This window comes from Phycicoccus sp. Root101 (genome assembly GCF_001426245.1).
Classification (GTDB): domain Bacteria; phylum Actinomycetota; class Actinomycetes; order Actinomycetales; family Dermatophilaceae; genus Pedococcus.
The window spans coordinates 628001-644481 of the sequence record NZ_LMCM01000006.1; the positions used below are offsets into that span (position 1 = coordinate 628001).

Here is a 16481-nt window from a genome sequence, read left to right on the forward strand (position 1 = left end):
TGGCGAAGGAGGTGCCATGCCAGAAGTTGGTTCGGCGCCGACCTTCGAGGAGTTCGTCCAGGTCCGTGGTGCGGCGTTGCTGCGCACGGCGTGGTTCCTCACCGGGGACCACCAGAAGGCGGAGGACCTGGTTCAGACTGCGCTGGCGAAGGCGTGGCTGCACTGGGACAGCATTGACCGGGATGGCACCGGGTCACACATGGCGTACGTGCGCCGGGTCATGGTGACCACGTACTCCGGGTGGTGGCACCGTCGGTGGAACGTCGAGCAGCCGTACGCGGCGCCTCCGGAGTTGACGCAGGCCCGGGTCGAGGACACAGAGCTGCGCCGTGACGTGTTGGCTGCACTGGCGAAGCTTCCGCGGGGCCAGCGCAGCGTTGTCGTCCTGCGGTTCTTCGAGGACCTCACGGAAGCTCAGACCGCTGAGTCCCTCAACTGTTCGGTCGGCACGGTCAAGAGCCAGACGGCGCGCGCACTGGCGGTGCTGCGCCGCAGCCCGCTGCTCGCCGATGAGGAGTCCAGCCATGTCTGACGTGGAGATGCGGCTGCGCGAAGCGTTCGCGCAGGTGGCCCCGGCTGAACCGCTCATCGCGGGGCTGGTGGAGGGTGCTCGGCGCGAGGCGGGCCGGATCCGTCGCCGGCGCCAGGTCGCAGCGGCCGCAGTCGTTGCCGTGCTGGTTGTCATGGGCGGAGCGGTGGCGTCCTGGGATTTCCGCGACCGTGCCGTCATTCCTGCGGACCGGGTCACGCACCTGACGTGCGCGCTGGACGGTCGCCGTCTGCCGACTGAGCCGCTGAGTGACGCCCGGCCCACCAGTGCTGTGGTCAGCGAGGTGTTGGTGTGCCCGGACAGCGCGTCACCTCTGGGGTTGCCACAGGGCGAGCCGGTGTCGATGCCGGTCGACTTGGACTACCTGCGCTTCGACCCACCCACCGTTGGTCGCTCCTGCCCGAAGCTGCCGGCCGGTCACACCTCACGGTTGCTGTTCCTGGCCACCAACGGACAACCCCGCATCTTGGATAACACCGCATTGGCTTGCAACGGCTGGCCCGCCTTGGACAGGTACGCGGTCGCGCTCGGAGACCAGCAGTCCACCCAACAGTCTGCCCACATCACCGACCAGTTCCCGAAGTGTGAATCCATCCTGGGCCAGCACCTGGTTCGTGACTCTGGGCAGGCGCCGGCGCTGCCTCGAGGAACACGCATCGTCGCCGCGACCAGCTGCATACACCCGGTGTCGTGGCCGGACACCCTTCCTCAGGTCCTCCCGGTCCGGCGTCGGGCGCTGAGCGACTCGGACCTGGCCGTCCTCAACGACGCCCTGGCGCGCGCCGGGTCGGTCTGGAAGCGGGCGCAGACCTGCGCTGGGCCGAGGACAGGAAATGAGGGAGTCCTGCACGCAGTCACCTCCACCGGAACCAACGTCGTCCTGGCACACGTATGCCAGGACTCCTATCAGCTGGTCGTCAACTGGAACGAGGACGACGTCATCACCTTCACCCAGAAGACGTTTGACGTCCTGGGCGGCTGACGGCCACGGCTATCGCTGCGGTCCCCTGCGAATCCGAGAGACCACCCGCGCACCTGACCTGTTGAACACCAATGAAACCCAATCTCGAAAGGAACGAACATGATGCCGTCACAGCACAACCTCAACCGTCGTCCCCGCCCGGCCACCCCGGTCTCATCAACTTCGACGCTCTCTCATGGCCTGCGCGCCTGCCGTGCGCTCGGTGTGACCGCTCTGGCCGCGGCCAGCGTCCTGGGGGTTCAGAGCGCCTCGCAAGCGGCCGCGCCGGACCACTTCGCGTTCTCGGTCACGGAGACCTTCGCCGACCCCGACGTGTGTGGCGCGTACGGGTTCACCGTCGACACCGTCCTGCACGTGGACTTCTCTGGCATCGTGAAGCTCGACAGCAACGGAGTCCCGACCCAGCTCATCAACCACGTCCGGGCGACCACCACTCTGACTGCGAACGGCCGGACGGTGACCGACGTCGACCACTTCCAAGCGATCCAGGACCTGCCCGACGGGCAGCTTCGTGAGGTCGGCTCCGTCGTGCACATCAAGGGGCCGGGAGGTTTGGTCATCCGGGAGTCCGGCCAAATCGTGTACAACCCCGACGGAACCCTCACCCTCAAGGGCCCGCACCCCATCCTGGAAGGCACCGGGACGTTCTGTACAGCGCTGATGCCGTAGACGACCCCTGACGGGCCGATGTCACCGTTGCGGCTGGCGGCCCTGTGTCGTGTCGGGCCGAGTCCACGAGTGCCCTACGGGCGGCCCAAAAGGTTTGCCGCCAATCGGCAACGAGCGCCCCTGGCGTTCAATGCTGCCTTCGGGCTGTCCCCTGCACCGGTGCGTGCAAGGCCTGGAACACTCCGGTGCGCGCCCCCATGTCACCCAGGGCCACTCCCAGGAATGACGCGTTCGACTGGGCGACCGCCGGACTTCCCCAACGTCGACGTCTCCCCGCCGAAGGCGTGCGTCACACCGCCGCGTCAGCTCCCCCATTCTGGGCTACGGGGTCGGTAGCTCCTTCGCTTCACCTGGGGTGAGAGCTCGGATCGGTAGGAGCTCATGTCGTGCCACGGCTGACCAAGTCCGTTGGGGAGCGGTCGAGCCATGTGCTTCGCGGGACAGAGCAGCGAAGGTTCTGAAGTTTTCGGGCTGGGCCTGGGGCCGCCTCCATCACCCGGTCAGATGAGGCCGGTGGTCAACGCTTGGGTTACCGCGGACGCGCGAGTTGGCTGGTCGAGTTTGGCGAGGATGTTGGCGACGTGGCGATGCACGGTGTGTCGGCTGAGGGTTAGCGCGGTGGCAATCTCGTCGTTGCTCATGCCGCGGGAGATGAGCTGCAGCACCTCTTTCTCGCGGGGCGTCAGCAAAGCGGCAGAGCCCTCGTCGAGACACTTCTGGAGATCACCGGCGCGCGCCAGTCCTGCCTTGTCAGCCAGGTGGTTCATCAACTCGGTTGCGGAGGTTACTTGGTCTCGAGCGCCCTCCGAGTCGCCCTGAACCATCAAAGACGTGGCCAACAGCAGTCTGGCCTCGGCCTCGTCGTGGCGTAGGCCCGCCCTGCGGTAGCGCCATACCGCCTCATGTAGCAGCGAGGAAGATTCGTTGGGTGGGGCGAGAACCGAGTCAGCCACGGCTGACTTCGCGAACAGGGCATCGGTCCTCACCGCCGCGGCGGTGGCACGAAGTTCAGCGGCCGCCTGGGCAGCCTCGTCGTCTTCACCAATGGCGTGCGCGATACGGACGGCGGGAAGAAGCACGTCGGCACGGGCGAGACGGCTCTCCGTCGGTAGCGCGCGGAGGAGCCGCTGCACAGCCGTCCATGCACTCCTCTTGTCCCCGACGGCGAACTTGATGAGGATGCGGCCAAGTCCGGCGACAGGGTCGAACTCGGCCTGCTTGAACAGGGCCTCGGCCTCCACCAAGCGCCCTTGGCGTCGACGTAGTTCGCCTAGTTGGACGACTGCTTCCAGGCGGGAGGTCCGTCGTGTGCCGCCGAGACGGCCGAGAGTCTCGGTGAGTTCCTTCTCGGCCGCGGTCCAGGTCCCGGCCGATACTTGGACGGAGGCGTACTGGATCCGGCACACGTTGAGCAGTGGAACCAGGTCGCGGTCGACGCAGATCGCCTCGGCCCGACGGCACCACTCCTCGGCGCGCGTGACGTCCTGTGTCTCGTGGCAGGCGGCGATGAGCCAGCACAGCACCTTGCCCATCCACATCAGGTCGACGACGTCTCCTCCAGTCGCTGCAGCCACTGCCGAGTCCAGCCGCGCCATCCCCGCCTCGACCTCTCCGGAACGGACCAGCGAAAGACCCTGGACGGCCAAGCTGACAACCGAGAGGTCTCCATCACCGGTCCGGCGCCCCACCTCCGCCGCACGAGTCGCACACGCCAACGCCTGGACCGGGTCCTTGTGTATGGACAGCGCAAGCTCTGCTTCCCGGACTGAACACCAGCCATGCTCGGGACATTCCTCGACCGCAGCCAGCGTCTCTTGAGCGCGACCGAGCCATCCCATCGCCACGGATTCACCGCGCCCGAACAGCACACAGTCCCACGCCAACCCTGCCGCCATACGTGCTGCGCCAATGGGGTCCTTGCGTGAGCGGTAGCCCCGATACGCAGTCTCGCGTGCCGTCAGGCACGTATCCGCGTCGTCGAGCCACCAGGCGGCCTGCGCCAGTCCCTCATACGCCGCCGGGTCGCTGGTCTCCGCGATCACGGCCCGGAAGGCGCTGTCCGCCCGACACCATGAGCCGGCGGCCAGCGCCTTCTGAGCAGCATTGAGGGAAGCCATCAGGCCTATCATCCCGTTTGCCGGACCCACTGGAAAGAAGTCGGGATGGGCTTCCGCGACAACGGTGGTTCAAACGCCTACCCCGGAAGCCAAGGCCTTGACGTCAGAGGTGGTCAGGGGGCTGCCTGCGATGCCCCAGTCACCGCTGCGAACCTCCTCAACCAGACACCATGTGACGGGGCGCATGTTCTCCCCCTCGATCGCGACCATCGCGTCGGTCAGCCCACGCACGATTTGCTGTTTCTGCTCGTCAGTGAAGACGTTCTCGATCACCTTGACCTGAATGAGCGGCATGACTGTTCCTCCCTGTTTTGGCGCCCACGCTGGACGCCTGAGAACACCCTCCAGCAGCACACGCCGACAGACATCGCCCGCACCGGCCATCTTCCGTCGAAACTTTCATGGCCCGAACGGGCCATCAATGACCGGGCTCTCACGGGTGCGTTGGCCGCTGCACAAACCCGCTCGAGGGGAGTCCGGTGCAGAAAGTCACGAACCGCGGCAGAGGCGCGAACATGCGTCAAACCGCCGCGAGTCGGCGCACGCCCTTTACCGGATCTGGCCATGTGAGTGCGATCGGAACCCGGGCCGGTCATCAAGACCAGATAGGTTGCCAATCGACCCTCGGGAAGGACATTGATGAAGGCCGTCGACTCACACCTGCTCACCCTGCTCAAGGCGAGCAGCCAGTTTATCGTGCCGATCTACCAGCGTCTGTACTCCTGGCAGGAGCCAGAGTGCGCGCAACTGTGGGCCGACATCCTGCGGGCGGGCTCCAGCCCCAAGTTGGGGGCCCACTTCACGGGCTCGATCGTCTACGTGGCTCGTGATCAGGCCACGAACACTTCCGCCGAGCCCGACCTGATCATCGACGGCCAGCAGCGAGTCACGACCGTGACCCTGATTCTCACCGCTCTCGCCGCCCGGCTGGAGGAGCTGCCCGCGGACGAGCAGGAGCCGTGGGACGGCTTCTCGCCGAGGAAGATCCGCAACCGCTATCTCCTCAATGACGATGAAGAGGGTGAGCGCCAGTACAAGTTGATTCTGTCCCAGAGCGACAGATCCGCTCTTATTTCTCTTCTCCAGGGGGTCGCACCCTCGGGCGGCATGGTCACCCGAGTCATCGACAACTTCACCTACTTCCAGCAGAAGCTCGCTGACCCGACGGTCAACTTGGCGACGGTTTGCAAAGGGCTCGACAAGCTCGTGGTCGTCGACGTCAAGCTCGAGCGAAGTGTGGACAACCCCCAGCTCGTCTTCGAGGCGATGAACTCCACTGGCAAGAAGTTGTCCCAGGCCGATCTTATCCGGAACTACGTCCTGATGGACCTGCCACCGAAGGAGCAGGAGAAGGTGTACACGGCCTATTGGCGCCCGATGGAGCTGGAGTTTGCTGGCGCTGAGGAGAGCCAGTTCGACCAATTCGTCCGTCACTACCTGACGTTGAAGTCAGGGGAAATCCCTCGATTGGACGATATCTACGAGGCCTTCAAAGACCACGCTGTCGCTTGGAACGAGGCGGGCGAGACGATCACCTCGCTCGTCATGGAGCTGCGGCAGTACGCCCACCGCTACTGCGCGATGGCCCTTGGCAAGGAGGACGACCCCAAGCTGCGGGCAGCCTTCAAGGACTTGGACCAGATCAAGGCGGACGTGGTCTACCCGTTCCTGCTCGAGGTTTACACCGACTGCGAGCTAGGTACGCTCGATCGGGACGGGCTTCACCAGATCGTGCAGATGGTGACGTCCTACATCTTCCGTCGGGCGGTATGCCGCGTCCCTACCAACTCACTCAACAAGACGTTTGCCGGGTTCAGCGCGGCCGTCCGCAAGGACCGCTACGTCGAGAGCGTCAAGGCGCACTTCCTGTCACTTAAGAGTTACCGGGCCTTCCCGACGGACAAGGAGTTCCAGCACTCCCTCGTGACGACCGACCTCTATAACTTCCGTCGACGCTCGTACTTCCTTCGTCTGCTCGAGAACCACAACCGTAAGGAGCACGTGACGATCGAGGACTACACGATCGAGCACATCCTTCCGCAGAACGAGGACCTGTCGACGGAGTGGCGGAAGGCTCTCGGCGAGGACTGGGCCGACGTGCAGCAGCGCTACTTGCATACACTTGGCAACCTGACACTCACGGGCTACAACTCGGAGTACTCGGACCACTCTTTCGCCAAGAAGCGCGACATGGAGGGCGGCTTTAAGGACAGTCCGCTCCGGCTCAACAAGGGTCTCGGACAGCTCGAAGCATGGACGCCCACCGAGATCGAGAAGCGCGCAAAGCGTCTGGCCGACGATGCGCTCGAGATCTGGCCGCGACCTTCGCTGCCTGAGCTTATGGTTGCCGAGTTCCAGGTGCAACGAACCGCTTCCGACTTCTCGATCGAGGATCACCCCCACCTGCTAACAGCCGCCCGCCGAGAGCTGTTCAACAAGTTCAGCGCCGAGACGCTGGCTCTCGACCCTGGGATCACGCGACAGTTCTTGAAGCTCTACGTCGCCTTCAAAGCGGAGACCAACTTCGTGGACGTTGTCCCGCAGAAGGCGCGCATGCGACTCAGCCTCAACATTCCCCTGGAGGCGTTGCGCGATGAGCGCGGGCTGGCCTGGGACGTCAGCGACAAGGGCCATTGGGGCAATGGGCCAACCGAGGTCGGACTGGACGAGGCGTCGGACTTCGCATATGTCATGGGCCTGGTGCGGCAGGCGCTGGAGTACCAGCTGGGCGGCGACTGAGCGAGACGCGGGTTCTGTCGCCTCTGGCAACGCGGGCGGGCAGCGAAGCCACCGATCCTGTCGTCAAGGTGAAGGTCAGCAACGAGCGCTGCTGCAGGGCGTGCGACCAAATCCCGACGCTCGCCCCTGCCGCGGGGCGTAGACACGCCCTGCTGAGTTCCGGTGGCGATGATGGCGCCTCGCGGACGATGCTGCTGTGAGTCGCAGAATGTCTTTGTGGCCTCGTCATGTGCACGTTGATTTCGGGTTTTGGATCAACTGGGTCAGCGTGCCGCTTCTTCTGGCTCTGGCATCGCGATCACCCTCTACGCCAGGCACATGCCCGGCGACTGGATGCGGCCTTGGATCGGGATCAAGCCCATGTGGTGGTCGTGCTCATGTTGCCTCAGATCGGCTTACCCATTCTCGTCGTGAGTCTGTTCGTGCACAGGCGTACGCCCGGAGTCATCACCGGCCAAAGTGCCCCGGCTGAACATCTGATCATGCCGGGATCCGCTCGTTCATGCAGTTGTGTCGCCAGGTGCGTCTAACCGCCGCCTTTGCATCAGCTCTCCTTCGAGCGAGGCCGCCCTAGACGCATGGAGCCGACACTAACTTGAGCGTCACGAGTCTTGGCTCGGTGAGTGCGTCACGCATGGCTGGATGGCTACGGAGGATCTCGTGGAGCTCCTTCGCCTGGGCCGTGGTGATGTCGCCGTCGTTGCAGTGCCGACGCCATGCATCCGCGGCGGCAACACCCTCGACCACATGGACCCCGTCCCCGACCGCCCAGTCGTTCGAAAACTGTCTCGCGTCAGGTCCCCAGAATCATCGCACCACCTCGACGGGCACAACCTTGGCACCCTCGGAGAGAGATCCACCGCACGAACTTCGCACTCGAGCGGACACGATCCATCGCCACCTCGCGGTAGCGGTCCGTCCACCGGCCGGCGCCACGAACTTGGTCTCGATCGCTTTCGCTGCGCGCGGACCAAACGGCGACGTGATCGATGTTTCGCTTCTCCATCGGACGTCGTCCAGAAACGGCCAACCGAAATCGCGGCTCACGAAGGCCTCCCGCGTGAACGACCCACCCCACTCCCCATCGTCACCGGATGCGTCCGGATCAACGAGGTCATGCAAGAGCATCCACCCAGCCGGTCAGCAGCGTCCCGGCGACCAACCCCGAACCATGGCTGACCCGACCCGACTCGGAGCGCCATCACCACTGCCGCACCCAACACGGGTGGGATGAAGCAGAGGCCCGACTGGCTGCAAGCACAGATCAACGACGCCGCGACCTAAGTCCCCCTCAGCGCACGGCCACTGCTTTCGTCAACATGCGCGCGCACGGGTCTGGTCTGCGTGATCTCCATGGCAACTACCCGGTGACGGCATGAGCCGCCCCCTAGATGCCCCAATGTAACGCCTGCCAAAGCGCGCCGGCATGTCCGCTGACCCACGGTCACATGACCGATGCATGCAGCCCCACCGGATCGGATCGTGAGGACGGCCTGCTTGATGACTCGGACATGGGGAGATGTTGCATCATGACGGATACGGACCTCTCGACCTCGTTCCCAGACATAACGGTCGCACTGGTGCACGGAGCCTTTGCAGATAGTTCCGGCTGGAACGGAGTGATCGAATTGCTGGCCGCGCGAGGCCTCCGCGCAGTGGCGATCTCTAACCCTCTTCGTGGTGTGGCCTACGACTCGGATTACGTTGCAAGCGCCCTTTCACAGATCACCGGCCGAGTGGTCGCCGTTGGGCACTCCTACGGCGGCGCCGTCATCACCAATGCTGTCACGGGACTTCAGCAGGTGAAAGCCCTCGTCTACGTCGCTGCGTTCGCGCCGGACGAAGGAGAGGTCCTCGGTCAGATCACAGCAGACTCCAAAGACAGCGTCCTGAGTAGCGCTTTGACTTCACTGTCGTACCCCATTGGCGACGGATCCCTAACTGCGACAGAGTTTGCGATCAAGGCCTCGGAGTTCCACTCCGCCTTCGCGGCGGACCTCAGTCCGAAACAAGCCGCCGTCATGGCTGCTACACAACGTCCTGTCGCCGAGGCGGCCTTCACCCAGAGGTCCTCAACTCCAGCTTGGAAGTCCTTGCCGTGTTGGGCCGTGGTGGCAACCGGCGATAGAGCCGCAGGCTCCGACGTCGTGCGCCGGATGGCTACGCGCGCCGGAGCGAAAATCATCGAAGCGGCTGGCTCGCACGTGATCATGATCTCTAGGCCCGAAATCGTTACTGGCGCCATCGTCGACGCAGTTCGCAGCGTGGCCTAGGCCAGGCTGGAGGAGTCCATGAGTCGTGGTCAGTATGGAGGTGCCGCATCAACTGGCACCGTGGAAATAGCACAAGTGCACTTGGGAAGTCGCAGGGCGATCGCACGCCGGGAATGGCCGCAGGATGAAGGGTCGGGAACCCAGGGCCGGCCTGATATCACCACCTTCACACGCGACTTCATCCAGTGCATGTACACCTCTGCCCTCGCCACGGTGTCTAACACTCGACCTACCTACGTCCAGTTTCTAGGCAGCTCAATAGGTTTCGTCTATCGCCCTCACAGCCACACGTTGGCATGGTCTGACTTCTGTGGCAGCCAGCAACACATCACCACAGGCGACCTTGATCACGACACATGCGTTGCCCTCTTCTTCATGAGTTACCTCGACCACTTGCGACTCAAGGCCTTTGCGCAGGCTGCGATGGCGGATGTGCGGCGTGGCCGGAGGTGGCGGCCTCAGCCTGCTGTCGAGGGATACGACGCGCGGGTTGAACGTCCCGTTACCCATGCGCGTAGTTGCCTTCGATCGGAAAGGTTCGCAGCACACAACACCCAAGTCCACTGCCGCAAGGATGAGCTGTCTGACCGTTCCCTGGACAAGCGCTCACACGAACTTGAGGCCGAGATGGCCCAGATGTGCCGGTCTGCCCAATCGGGATGGTGAAAGGCTGAAGAATGTTTGTGGCGATGAGAAAACCGCGCGTGAGAGCCAACGTGCTCGGCCTGCCATTTGGTCTGGTTGGTCTAAGCCTGTGCTGGTCATGGCTCGCCCCGCCGCCCCTGGATCCGGTGACCGCGTTCACGTGGGTAGTGACCGTCGCGGCATGGCTCATCGTCTCCGTTGCGTATCTGCTGGGCGTCGGAGGCGCACGTCGAATTCGATCGGAGATCGACGACGAGGTGTTAGGCCCGTTCACCGCGCTCCTCTTCATCCCGTTGATGCCGGTAGGCGCGCGCCTCGCCTCCCATGCGCCTGTGCCCGGACGCGCGCTAGTCCTCGCCTCAACCGTGGGTGCCGTCGCCATAGGCGGCTGGCTTAACGCTGGCTGGGTCCTAGGTGAAACGGACATCTCGAAGTGGCATCCGGGCTACCTGTTGCCGACCGTCGCGGCCGGGCTGGTCAGTGCCGGATCCCTTTCTGCCGTCGGATATCCGAGCGCTGCCATGGTCATGTTCGGGCTTGGCCTTGTCTGTTGGCTCTTTCAGGGCGCAGTCATCTTCGTCCGCCTCGTCGGCCATCCACCACTTCCCATCCCATTGCGCCCAACGTTAGCCATCCTGGTAGCGCCGCCTGCCGTGGCGGGCAATGCTTGGATGAACATGAACGGGAATCGACTCGATTCGCTCGCCTTGGGCTTCTGTGGATTCATGTTGTTGATGGTTGTCACTCAGGCGCGCTTGGTGCCCCCCTTTTTGCAGGTGCCGTTCGGGCCGGGCTGGTGGAGCTTCTCCTTCTCTTACATCGCCGCGATAACATTCACAGCACGGGCACTAATCGCCTCTCATGTCGGGCAGCCACAATGGGTGGCTGCCGCCGCCCTCACTGCCGTGTCGTCCGCTGTTGCAGCCCTATTGGTGGCCACCGTCATCGCCATCGCGCGCGGTACCTACTTTCCCCCTCAAGGGACGGCAGCGACAGCCGGACTGACTGATCCTGGCGCTGGAAGCGCTGGGGCAGCTGCTGGTGGCCCAGCTGCCGATCACCCGCGTGTGCGGTAGCTCCACACGGCCGTGCTGCGCTCGAGGATCTGCCTGCTTTCACATGGGCGCGTTAAGTCTTCGCATGAAAGGAAAAGTGATGGACGACAAGTCGATCTTGAGCCGAGTTTCTGAACTCGTGGATGAGGAACACCGCCTGCGTAGCCGGCTGACCACTGATTCCGATCCGGCACGACAGGAAGACCGAGAGCAACTCCGCCACCTCGAGGAGTCCCTTGATCAGTGCTGGGACCTCCTTCGTCAGCGAAGGGCGTTGCGTGTTGCGGGGTCCGACCCCGATCTCGCCCACCTCCGGCCGGTGAAACAGGTCGAGGCTTACAAACGCTGGTGATGCGTCGCGCTACAAAAGTGCACCGATTCCATTGGCGTGGCACACGACGCAGTCCGGGTCCTGGCTACCTTCTACCGACCACCATGAATGCTGTGTCCGTTTGCTCGTAGCAAGTTCGCGGGGCCGGGGCACAGCGGTCAGGTGTGCCTCTGATCGGTAAGCAGGTCAGTCGCCTGGCTCGCTCATCGGTACGTTTGCTCCGAACCGTCGCAAGCTCCCCACTCGAGCGGTCCACGCTGAGTACGAAGCTCCTCTTCAACCACGGTGACCAGGACGCAGTTCTCGTGCCTCAAGGATGGCCGCGACAAAGGCCTCAGGCGCTTCCTGAGGCAGGTTATGTCCCGCATCCGCCACTTGGTGGTGGCGGCGGGGCCCAGAGAAATGCGCTGCCGTGGAGCGCCCATCCGTCGCCGGGAAGTTGCCGTCGGCCTCGCCGTCCAGCGTCACGCACGGCACTGGGATTGACGGCTGTCCCGCCAGCAGGGCCTCAATGGAGGCGTAGCGCGGGTCTCCCTCCACCGCTCCCAAACGATGCCGGTAGGAGTGCAATACGACTTCGACGTAGTCATCATTGCAGAATGCTCGTGCGGCTCGGTCCAGCGTTGTATCGTCAAAAGCCCAGAGCGGTGAATTTCGCCGCCAGATGACTTCTGCGATCTGTTTGCGGTTGCGCGTCAATCCAGCGCGTCCACGTTCGGTGAGGAAATAGAAGAAGTACCACAGGCCCGCTTCTAGGTCGGGCCGGATGGGGGTCATGGCATTCTTGATGTCCTGGATTAGGTAGCCGTTGACACTGACGAGTGCGTTGACCCGATGTGGCCACACGGCGGCAGCTACGCACGCGGCCCGACCTCCCCAGTCGAAGCCGGCCAGGGTCGCGTTGTCGATCGTGAGCGCGTCAAGCAGAGCAATGACATCGGCCCCAAGGGCCCCTTGCTGTCCCGAGCGAAACTGAGTCGAACTCAGAAACCGGGTGGGTCCGTGGCCTCTAAGGTAGGGAACGATCACCCGGAAACCGAGCGCAGTCAGCCTCGGGACGACAGCCTCAAAGCTGTGAACGTCGTACGGGAAACCATGCAGGAGTGCAACGCACGGACCTGAGCGCTCGCCGACGTCAATGTAGCCGATCTGCAGGACGTCGGTCTGGACCGTCTGAACTGGCCCAAGTCCGGTGTCGGAACCTTCAGTCATCGGATCCCCACCCATTGGGCACCCGCTACCCGTTCCAGGCGCTATGTTCGTCGCTTCGCTCGTCCACCAAAGTCGAAACCGGCTCGGTGGGATCGACCAGATAGACCGACAGCATTTGCCCTGTACCCGGCCCGACGTCCTTCGCGTTGTGTGGTGTGCGCGGCGGGATGAGGAATCCGTCCCCGGCCGCCAAGATGACTGGCTCTCGCCCCTTGACGTGCATTTCCACGGTTCCGGCCAAGATGTATCCGACCTCCTCGCCCGGGTGGTAGTGCCAACCGGACTGGACCCCCTCGGGGATCTGCGTCAAGACTTGCACGATCTCTCTGCCTGGTATTGAGGACCCGCTGCGCTGAATCTCGGTCCGTGTGAGATTGGACCGCAACTGATCCGATTCCGGTGAGCTGGCGGATGCCGGAGACTTGGTCACAATTTCGCCCTTCTGAATCACAGGAGCACGGTGCTTACCGGCTAGATCGCCGCCAAGGACCGCGGCGTGGTCGCCCGTTTGATAGGCACGCTCACACAGAGTCCACGGGGCCCGCATCTGCCATACGACTGCGACGCCCAGCCTGCGCAGTCCGTCGAACGCCCCTGAAGAGCGCGACGTCGACACCGGCGAAGGCTCGCCGCTCGCAACGTCCCTTGACGCGATGCCTCGCGACCGCCCGTTGCGAATCGTCAATGTGCGGCGGCCGGCGGGTGTCATCGTGTACCGCTCGGGGACCACTGCTCGGGTCTTTACCGCCGGCCATGGAAGGCCCTAGCCCCACACGGCATGCCAGGCAGCGGCGGTTGTGTCGTCTCGCGTGCGCGGTTGACCAACATCCCTGCCATGACGTCGATTGACTGATGCTGCTGTCGCGCCATGTAGATGACATTGACCTGGTGCAGCCCACCACGAGCGAGGAGGTGAGCGCCGATGCGCGCACATCCGGTTGTGCACCTACGTGACCATCCGAGCGGGATCTTTCCGCCCCGTCGCTTCGAATCCGAGCGTTGAACTGGCCATGACAACCTCAGAAGGATTCGTCGGCCGGCGTCTCGACAGCCACACGTCGTTACCACCCGGTCAGTACCTCACGGAAGGGTTCCCGGTCCTGTCGGCTGGCCCAACCCCCAACGTGTCGACCGATGATTGGCGCCTCTCAGTCACCGGAACCAGCGGCGAAGACACCGAGTGGGATATGCGCCGCCTACTCACCTTGGGCGTGGAGGATATTCGTGCTGACCTGCACTGCGTAACGGGCTGGTCGAAGCTCAGCTCACCGTGGCGTGGGGTGCCGCTGGAGTCAGTGCTCGCGCCGCACATCGCGGAGACGACCCAGCATGTACTTGTGCACTCCTATGGGGGATATACGACCAACGTGCCGCTTGCGGATCTACTGAACGGTCAGGCATGGCTTGCGCATTCTTTTGCAGGCGGTCCGCTTAGCGCCTCGCACGGCGGGCCCGTCCGGTTGCTGATCCCCCACCTCTACCTGTGGAAGAGCGCGAAGTGGGTACGTGCCCTCACCCTCACAGCTGAACCGGTCCTTGGATTCTGGGAGCGGCTCGGATATCACGCCTACGGAGATCCATGGCAAGAGCAGCGATACTCCAGCGATTGACCTGGGTGCGAGCCACCCTGGACTTTGTACGGCGAGAGACGCCCAGTGCGCGAACCCTGAGCTTCACCAGTCCGGCGTGGGCGGGACATCGACCGGGGCAACACCTGGATCTGCGCCTGACCGCCCCAGACGGTTACGCGGCGCATCGGCCGTACTCCATCTCCTCAGCCCCCACGTCCGGGCGTTTCGAGTTAACAGTGCAAAAGGCTCCGGGAGGAGAGGTTTCCCCCTTCCTTGCAGAGATTGCGACACCCGGTATCACGGTGGAGTTCCGTGGACCCCTAGGCGGTTGGTTCGTGTGGGCCCCCGATCAGCGAGGCCCGGTTCAACTCATTGCAGGCGGGAGCGGGTTAGCACCGTTGATGAGCATGATTCGAACGCATCGCAACGCTGGCCACCCGGATCCCATGCGCTTGCTGTACTCCACGCGGTCCCCCACGGAGATGCTGTTCGCACAAGAGCTAGCTCCGGCGGGGCAGGAAGTCAGGAAGGGCTTTGATGCAACCGAGGCGACCACAGTGTTTACCCGGTCCAGCCCTCCTGAGTCGATGCGCAAACCCTCTCGCCTCAGCGACGTAGACCTGCGCCGATACTGCTTGGCTGCTGTTTCCCGCCCACTCTGCTACGTGTGCGGGCCAACGCCCTTCGTGGAGGCCGTAGTGCAGATTTTGGTCGCGATCGGCCACGATCCTGAGTGCATTCGCACCGAGCGTTTCGGCTCGGAATCGGACGAGTGATGGACGGGTCCTATATCGATGGAAACGCCCTGGCGGGCGAGCTTTCCACGGTCTTCGCGCTCGAGCCGACGACGGCTAGGTGCTCGTGTGGCGGGTGTGGCGAGCCCTTCATCCTCGCTCAAGCGCGAGCATACGTTGGAGGCCCGGGACAGGTCCTTCGATGTCCCAACTGCGAGCAGGTTGTCCTCCGCATCGTTAGAACTACCACTCGCGCATGGATCGAGCTGACTGGACTGGACAGCATGAGTTTTACGGTCGATCCAGGATCTATCTCTACTTGAGAAGGTCGACTTTCATGCGCCTCGACCCGCGAAAGGGCGTGGGCGCAGACGGGTGTACCCGCTGAAATGCCGACCACGGCACAGGCCTTGACCGGTTCTGGGAGCCCGACGCCCGGTGGCCGCCCTCTCAGTGAGGTGGACTGCCTGATCGAGGACGGACAGCGAAGCGCCGATCAGTCGATTGACGGATGCCGTTTAGCGACGCAGAGAGCAACCTCGTGATCGCAACACTTCGCCAATGCAGAGGCTGGGCCTCCTCGTTGGTGTAAGTGCTGACTCGGCCAAACTTGTTGGCCGTATCTTGAGCGCGCGGGGCCGGTCTGGGTCATAAAGTCGGCCCCGCGTCCAGTGGCTGCGCGGCGCATTGAGCCGGAGCCGTTGCATGGCAAGCAATGAGGCGCGGGGGTGCCGGCACCTTCTCAATCAACGGCAGGTGTCACGAAGGTCGGTACCCTACGCGGACTGTAACCGGCCGGCTACGGACGGCGACCGACGTAGCGCTCGGGCCCACCACCGTATTCGCGCAAACGTTGCAGCGACCGCCAGTCGCCGTGCCGCGACATACGCCCTAGTAGATAGCTCACCTTGGTCTAGCCACCTTGCGGATGCGGCTGCCTGACTGGCTGTACTGCGGACGCGGCGACGATCTCTAAGAGCACCTGGACAGGGTCGGGGTCAATGAACGTCGGGTCACTCAGGCTCGCCGTGATGTACGCGGCGACGTCGGCGAGCCGGCGGTTCTGTCGGCTCGAGAAGGCGCGCAGCATGTCGAAAGCCTCAACATCGTCGATGTGGAAGGCCAACATCAGGGCGCCTTTGGCCTGTTCAATGGCAGCGCGATGCTGCATCGCCTGGTCAATGGCGTCTGTCTGCCACGTCTGCACGTCATTGGTCACGTCCAGCACGAACCCATGCAGGCTTAGCACCCGATCGTCCTTTGCGGTCGACTTCGCGACCAAGCGAAGCCGGCGGGAGCGACCGTGCGCATCGGTGACGCGGTAAACGTGGGTATAGGCCCCCGCGGTCCGCAGATGCTCGTGGAGGCGGTCGAGCATGGCTGGTTTGTCGTCGGCGTGAACCACTCCGACTAGGTGCTCGGTCGTAGGCGCCGCATCGGGAGAGAGTCCGTGCAGCTCGCGAAGGTTCGCAGACCATGTCCAGCGGTTGGCCAAGGCGTCATATGCGAACTCAGCCGCCATGACGTCGTCGTTAAGCGGCGCCAATTTCTCTCCTACCGACGAACGGGGGCCACCACAGCAAGGTAGCCATATACATTCAGA

Annotated in this window: 15 protein-coding genes; 10 read left to right on the top strand and 5 right to left on the bottom strand. The window is 63.7% G+C overall.

Translation table 11 applies throughout. From position 1 onward, the window contains the following. The first annotated feature begins 16 nt into the window (after nt 1-16). The 3 genes from ASC58_RS10350 (at nt 17) to ASC58_RS10360 (ending at nt 2201) form a co-directional block, all read left to right on the top strand. Complete coding sequence (locus ASC58_RS10350; protein WP_056919187.1) at nt 17-532, top strand: SigE family RNA polymerase sigma factor; 516 nt, start codon at nt 17-19, stop codon at nt 530-532. Beyond that, a complete protein-coding gene (locus ASC58_RS10355) occupies nt 525-1532 on the top strand; it encodes a hypothetical protein (protein ID WP_056919188.1) in 1008 nt (335 codons plus the stop codon). The genes ASC58_RS10350 and ASC58_RS10355 overlap by 8 nt, the downstream gene beginning before the upstream one ends. Nucleotides 1533-1631: 99 nt before the next feature. Further along, entirely contained in the window at nt 1632-2201 is a 570-nt protein-coding gene (locus ASC58_RS10360) for a hypothetical protein (RefSeq protein WP_157598427.1), read from the top strand. A 500-nt stretch (nt 2202-2701) separates the two neighbouring features. Here ASC58_RS10360 and ASC58_RS10365 read toward each other — a convergent pair whose 3' ends face one another. Continuing rightward, entirely contained in the window at nt 2702-4318 is a 1617-nt protein-coding gene (locus ASC58_RS10365) for a LuxR C-terminal-related transcriptional regulator (protein WP_056919190.1), read from the bottom strand. A gap of 69 nt (nt 4319-4387) precedes the next feature. Further along, entirely contained in the window at nt 4388-4612 is a 225-nt protein-coding gene (locus ASC58_RS10370) for a 4-oxalocrotonate tautomerase family protein (RefSeq protein ID WP_056919191.1), read from the bottom strand. Nucleotides 4613-4957: 345 nt separating this feature from the next. Here ASC58_RS10370 and ASC58_RS10375 point away from each other — a divergent pair, with 345 nt between their 5' ends. From ASC58_RS10375 to ASC58_RS20580, 4 genes are all read left to right on the top strand, one after another. Further along, nucleotides 4958-7057: a DUF262 and DUF1524 domain-containing protein gene (locus ASC58_RS10375; RefSeq protein WP_056919192.1), complete on the top strand. Its 2100-nt coding sequence runs from the start codon at nt 4958-4960 to the stop codon at nt 7055-7057. Between the two features lie 1529 nt (nt 7058-8586). Beyond that, nucleotides 8587-9330, top strand: a complete 744-nt coding sequence (locus tag ASC58_RS10380) for an alpha/beta fold hydrolase (RefSeq protein ID WP_056919290.1) — start codon at nt 8587-8589, stop codon at nt 9328-9330. 704 nt (nt 9331-10034) lie between these two features. Next, nucleotides 10035-11051, top strand: a complete 1017-nt coding sequence (locus ASC58_RS20575) for a hypothetical protein (protein ID WP_162246838.1) — start codon at nt 10035-10037, stop codon at nt 11049-11051. A gap of 79 nt (nt 11052-11130) precedes the next feature. Next, a complete protein-coding gene (locus ASC58_RS20580) occupies nt 11131-11382 on the top strand; it encodes a DUF2630 family protein (protein ID WP_082553149.1) in 252 nt (83 codons plus the stop codon). A 255-nt stretch (nt 11383-11637) separates the two neighbouring features. On the opposite strand, the gene ASC58_RS20585 is transcribed toward ASC58_RS20580, so the two are convergent. After that, a complete protein-coding gene (locus ASC58_RS20585) occupies nt 11638-12573 on the bottom strand; it encodes an alpha/beta fold hydrolase (protein ID WP_200947781.1) in 936 nt (311 codons plus the stop codon). 25 nt (nt 12574-12598) lie between these two features. Then, nucleotides 12599-12883, bottom strand: a complete 285-nt coding sequence (locus tag ASC58_RS21610; RefSeq protein ID WP_235529177.1) for a cupin domain-containing protein — start codon at nt 12881-12883, stop codon at nt 12599-12601. 700 nt (nt 12884-13583) lie between these two features. On the opposite strand from ASC58_RS21610, the gene ASC58_RS20590 reads away from it, so the two are divergent. From ASC58_RS20590 to ASC58_RS21955, 3 genes are read left to right on the top strand one after another with little or no spacing between them, the layout of a single operon-like run. Then, entirely contained in the window at nt 13584-14183 is a 600-nt protein-coding gene (locus ASC58_RS20590; RefSeq protein WP_082553151.1) for a molybdopterin-dependent oxidoreductase, read from the top strand. Further along, the gene (locus tag ASC58_RS10390) at nt 14153-14920 is read left to right on the top strand and encodes an FAD-binding oxidoreductase (protein ID WP_056919193.1); all 768 of its coding nucleotides are present in this window, start codon (nt 14153-14155) and stop codon (nt 14918-14920) included. Before ASC58_RS20590 ends, ASC58_RS10390 begins: the two co-directional genes overlap by 31 nt. Then, nucleotides 14920-15201, top strand: a complete 282-nt coding sequence (locus ASC58_RS21955) for a DUF6510 family protein (protein WP_082553152.1) — start codon at nt 14920-14922, stop codon at nt 15199-15201. The genes ASC58_RS10390 and ASC58_RS21955 overlap by 1 nt, the downstream gene beginning before the upstream one ends. Nucleotides 15202-15791: 590 nt before the next feature. Here ASC58_RS21955 and ASC58_RS10395 read toward each other — a convergent pair. Next, nucleotides 15792-16400, bottom strand: a complete 609-nt coding sequence (locus tag ASC58_RS10395; protein WP_056919194.1) for a PAS and ANTAR domain-containing protein — start codon at nt 16398-16400, stop codon at nt 15792-15794. Nucleotides 16401-16481 lie beyond the last annotated feature (81 nt).

Coding starts and splice junctions, on each gene's coding strand:
- ASC58_RS10350 (WP_056919187.1), top strand. CDS start 17: ATGCCAGAAGTTGGTTCGGCGCCGACCTTCGAGGAGTTCGTCCAGGTC.
- ASC58_RS10355 (WP_056919188.1), top strand. CDS start 525: ATGTCTGACGTGGAGATGCGGCTGCGCGAAGCGTTCGCGCAGGTGGCC.
- ASC58_RS10360 (WP_157598427.1), top strand. CDS start 1,632: ATGATGCCGTCACAGCACAACCTCAACCGTCGTCCCCGCCCGGCCACC.
- ASC58_RS10365 (WP_056919190.1), bottom strand. CDS start 4,318: ATGGCTTCCCTCAATGCTGCTCAGAAGGCGCTGGCCGCCGGCTCATGG.
- ASC58_RS10370 (WP_056919191.1), bottom strand. CDS start 4,612: ATGCCGCTCATTCAGGTCAAGGTGATCGAGAACGTCTTCACTGACGAG.
- ASC58_RS10375 (WP_056919192.1), top strand. CDS start 4,958: ATGAAGGCCGTCGACTCACACCTGCTCACCCTGCTCAAGGCGAGCAGC.
- ASC58_RS10380 (WP_056919290.1), top strand. CDS start 8,587: ATGACGGATACGGACCTCTCGACCTCGTTCCCAGACATAACGGTCGCA.
- ASC58_RS20580 (WP_082553149.1), top strand. CDS start 11,131: ATGGACGACAAGTCGATCTTGAGCCGAGTTTCTGAACTCGTGGATGAG.
- ASC58_RS20585 (WP_200947781.1), bottom strand. CDS start 12,573: ATGACTGAAGGTTCCGACACCGGACTTGGGCCAGTTCAGACGGTCCAG.
- ASC58_RS20590 (WP_082553151.1), top strand. CDS start 13,584: ATGACAACCTCAGAAGGATTCGTCGGCCGGCGTCTCGACAGCCACACG.
- ASC58_RS10390 (WP_056919193.1), top strand. CDS start 14,153: ATGGCAAGAGCAGCGATACTCCAGCGATTGACCTGGGTGCGAGCCACC.
- ASC58_RS21955 (WP_082553152.1), top strand. CDS start 14,920: ATGGACGGGTCCTATATCGATGGAAACGCCCTGGCGGGCGAGCTTTCC.
- ASC58_RS10395 (WP_056919194.1), bottom strand. CDS start 16,400: ATGGCGGCTGAGTTCGCATATGACGCCTTGGCCAACCGCTGGACATGG.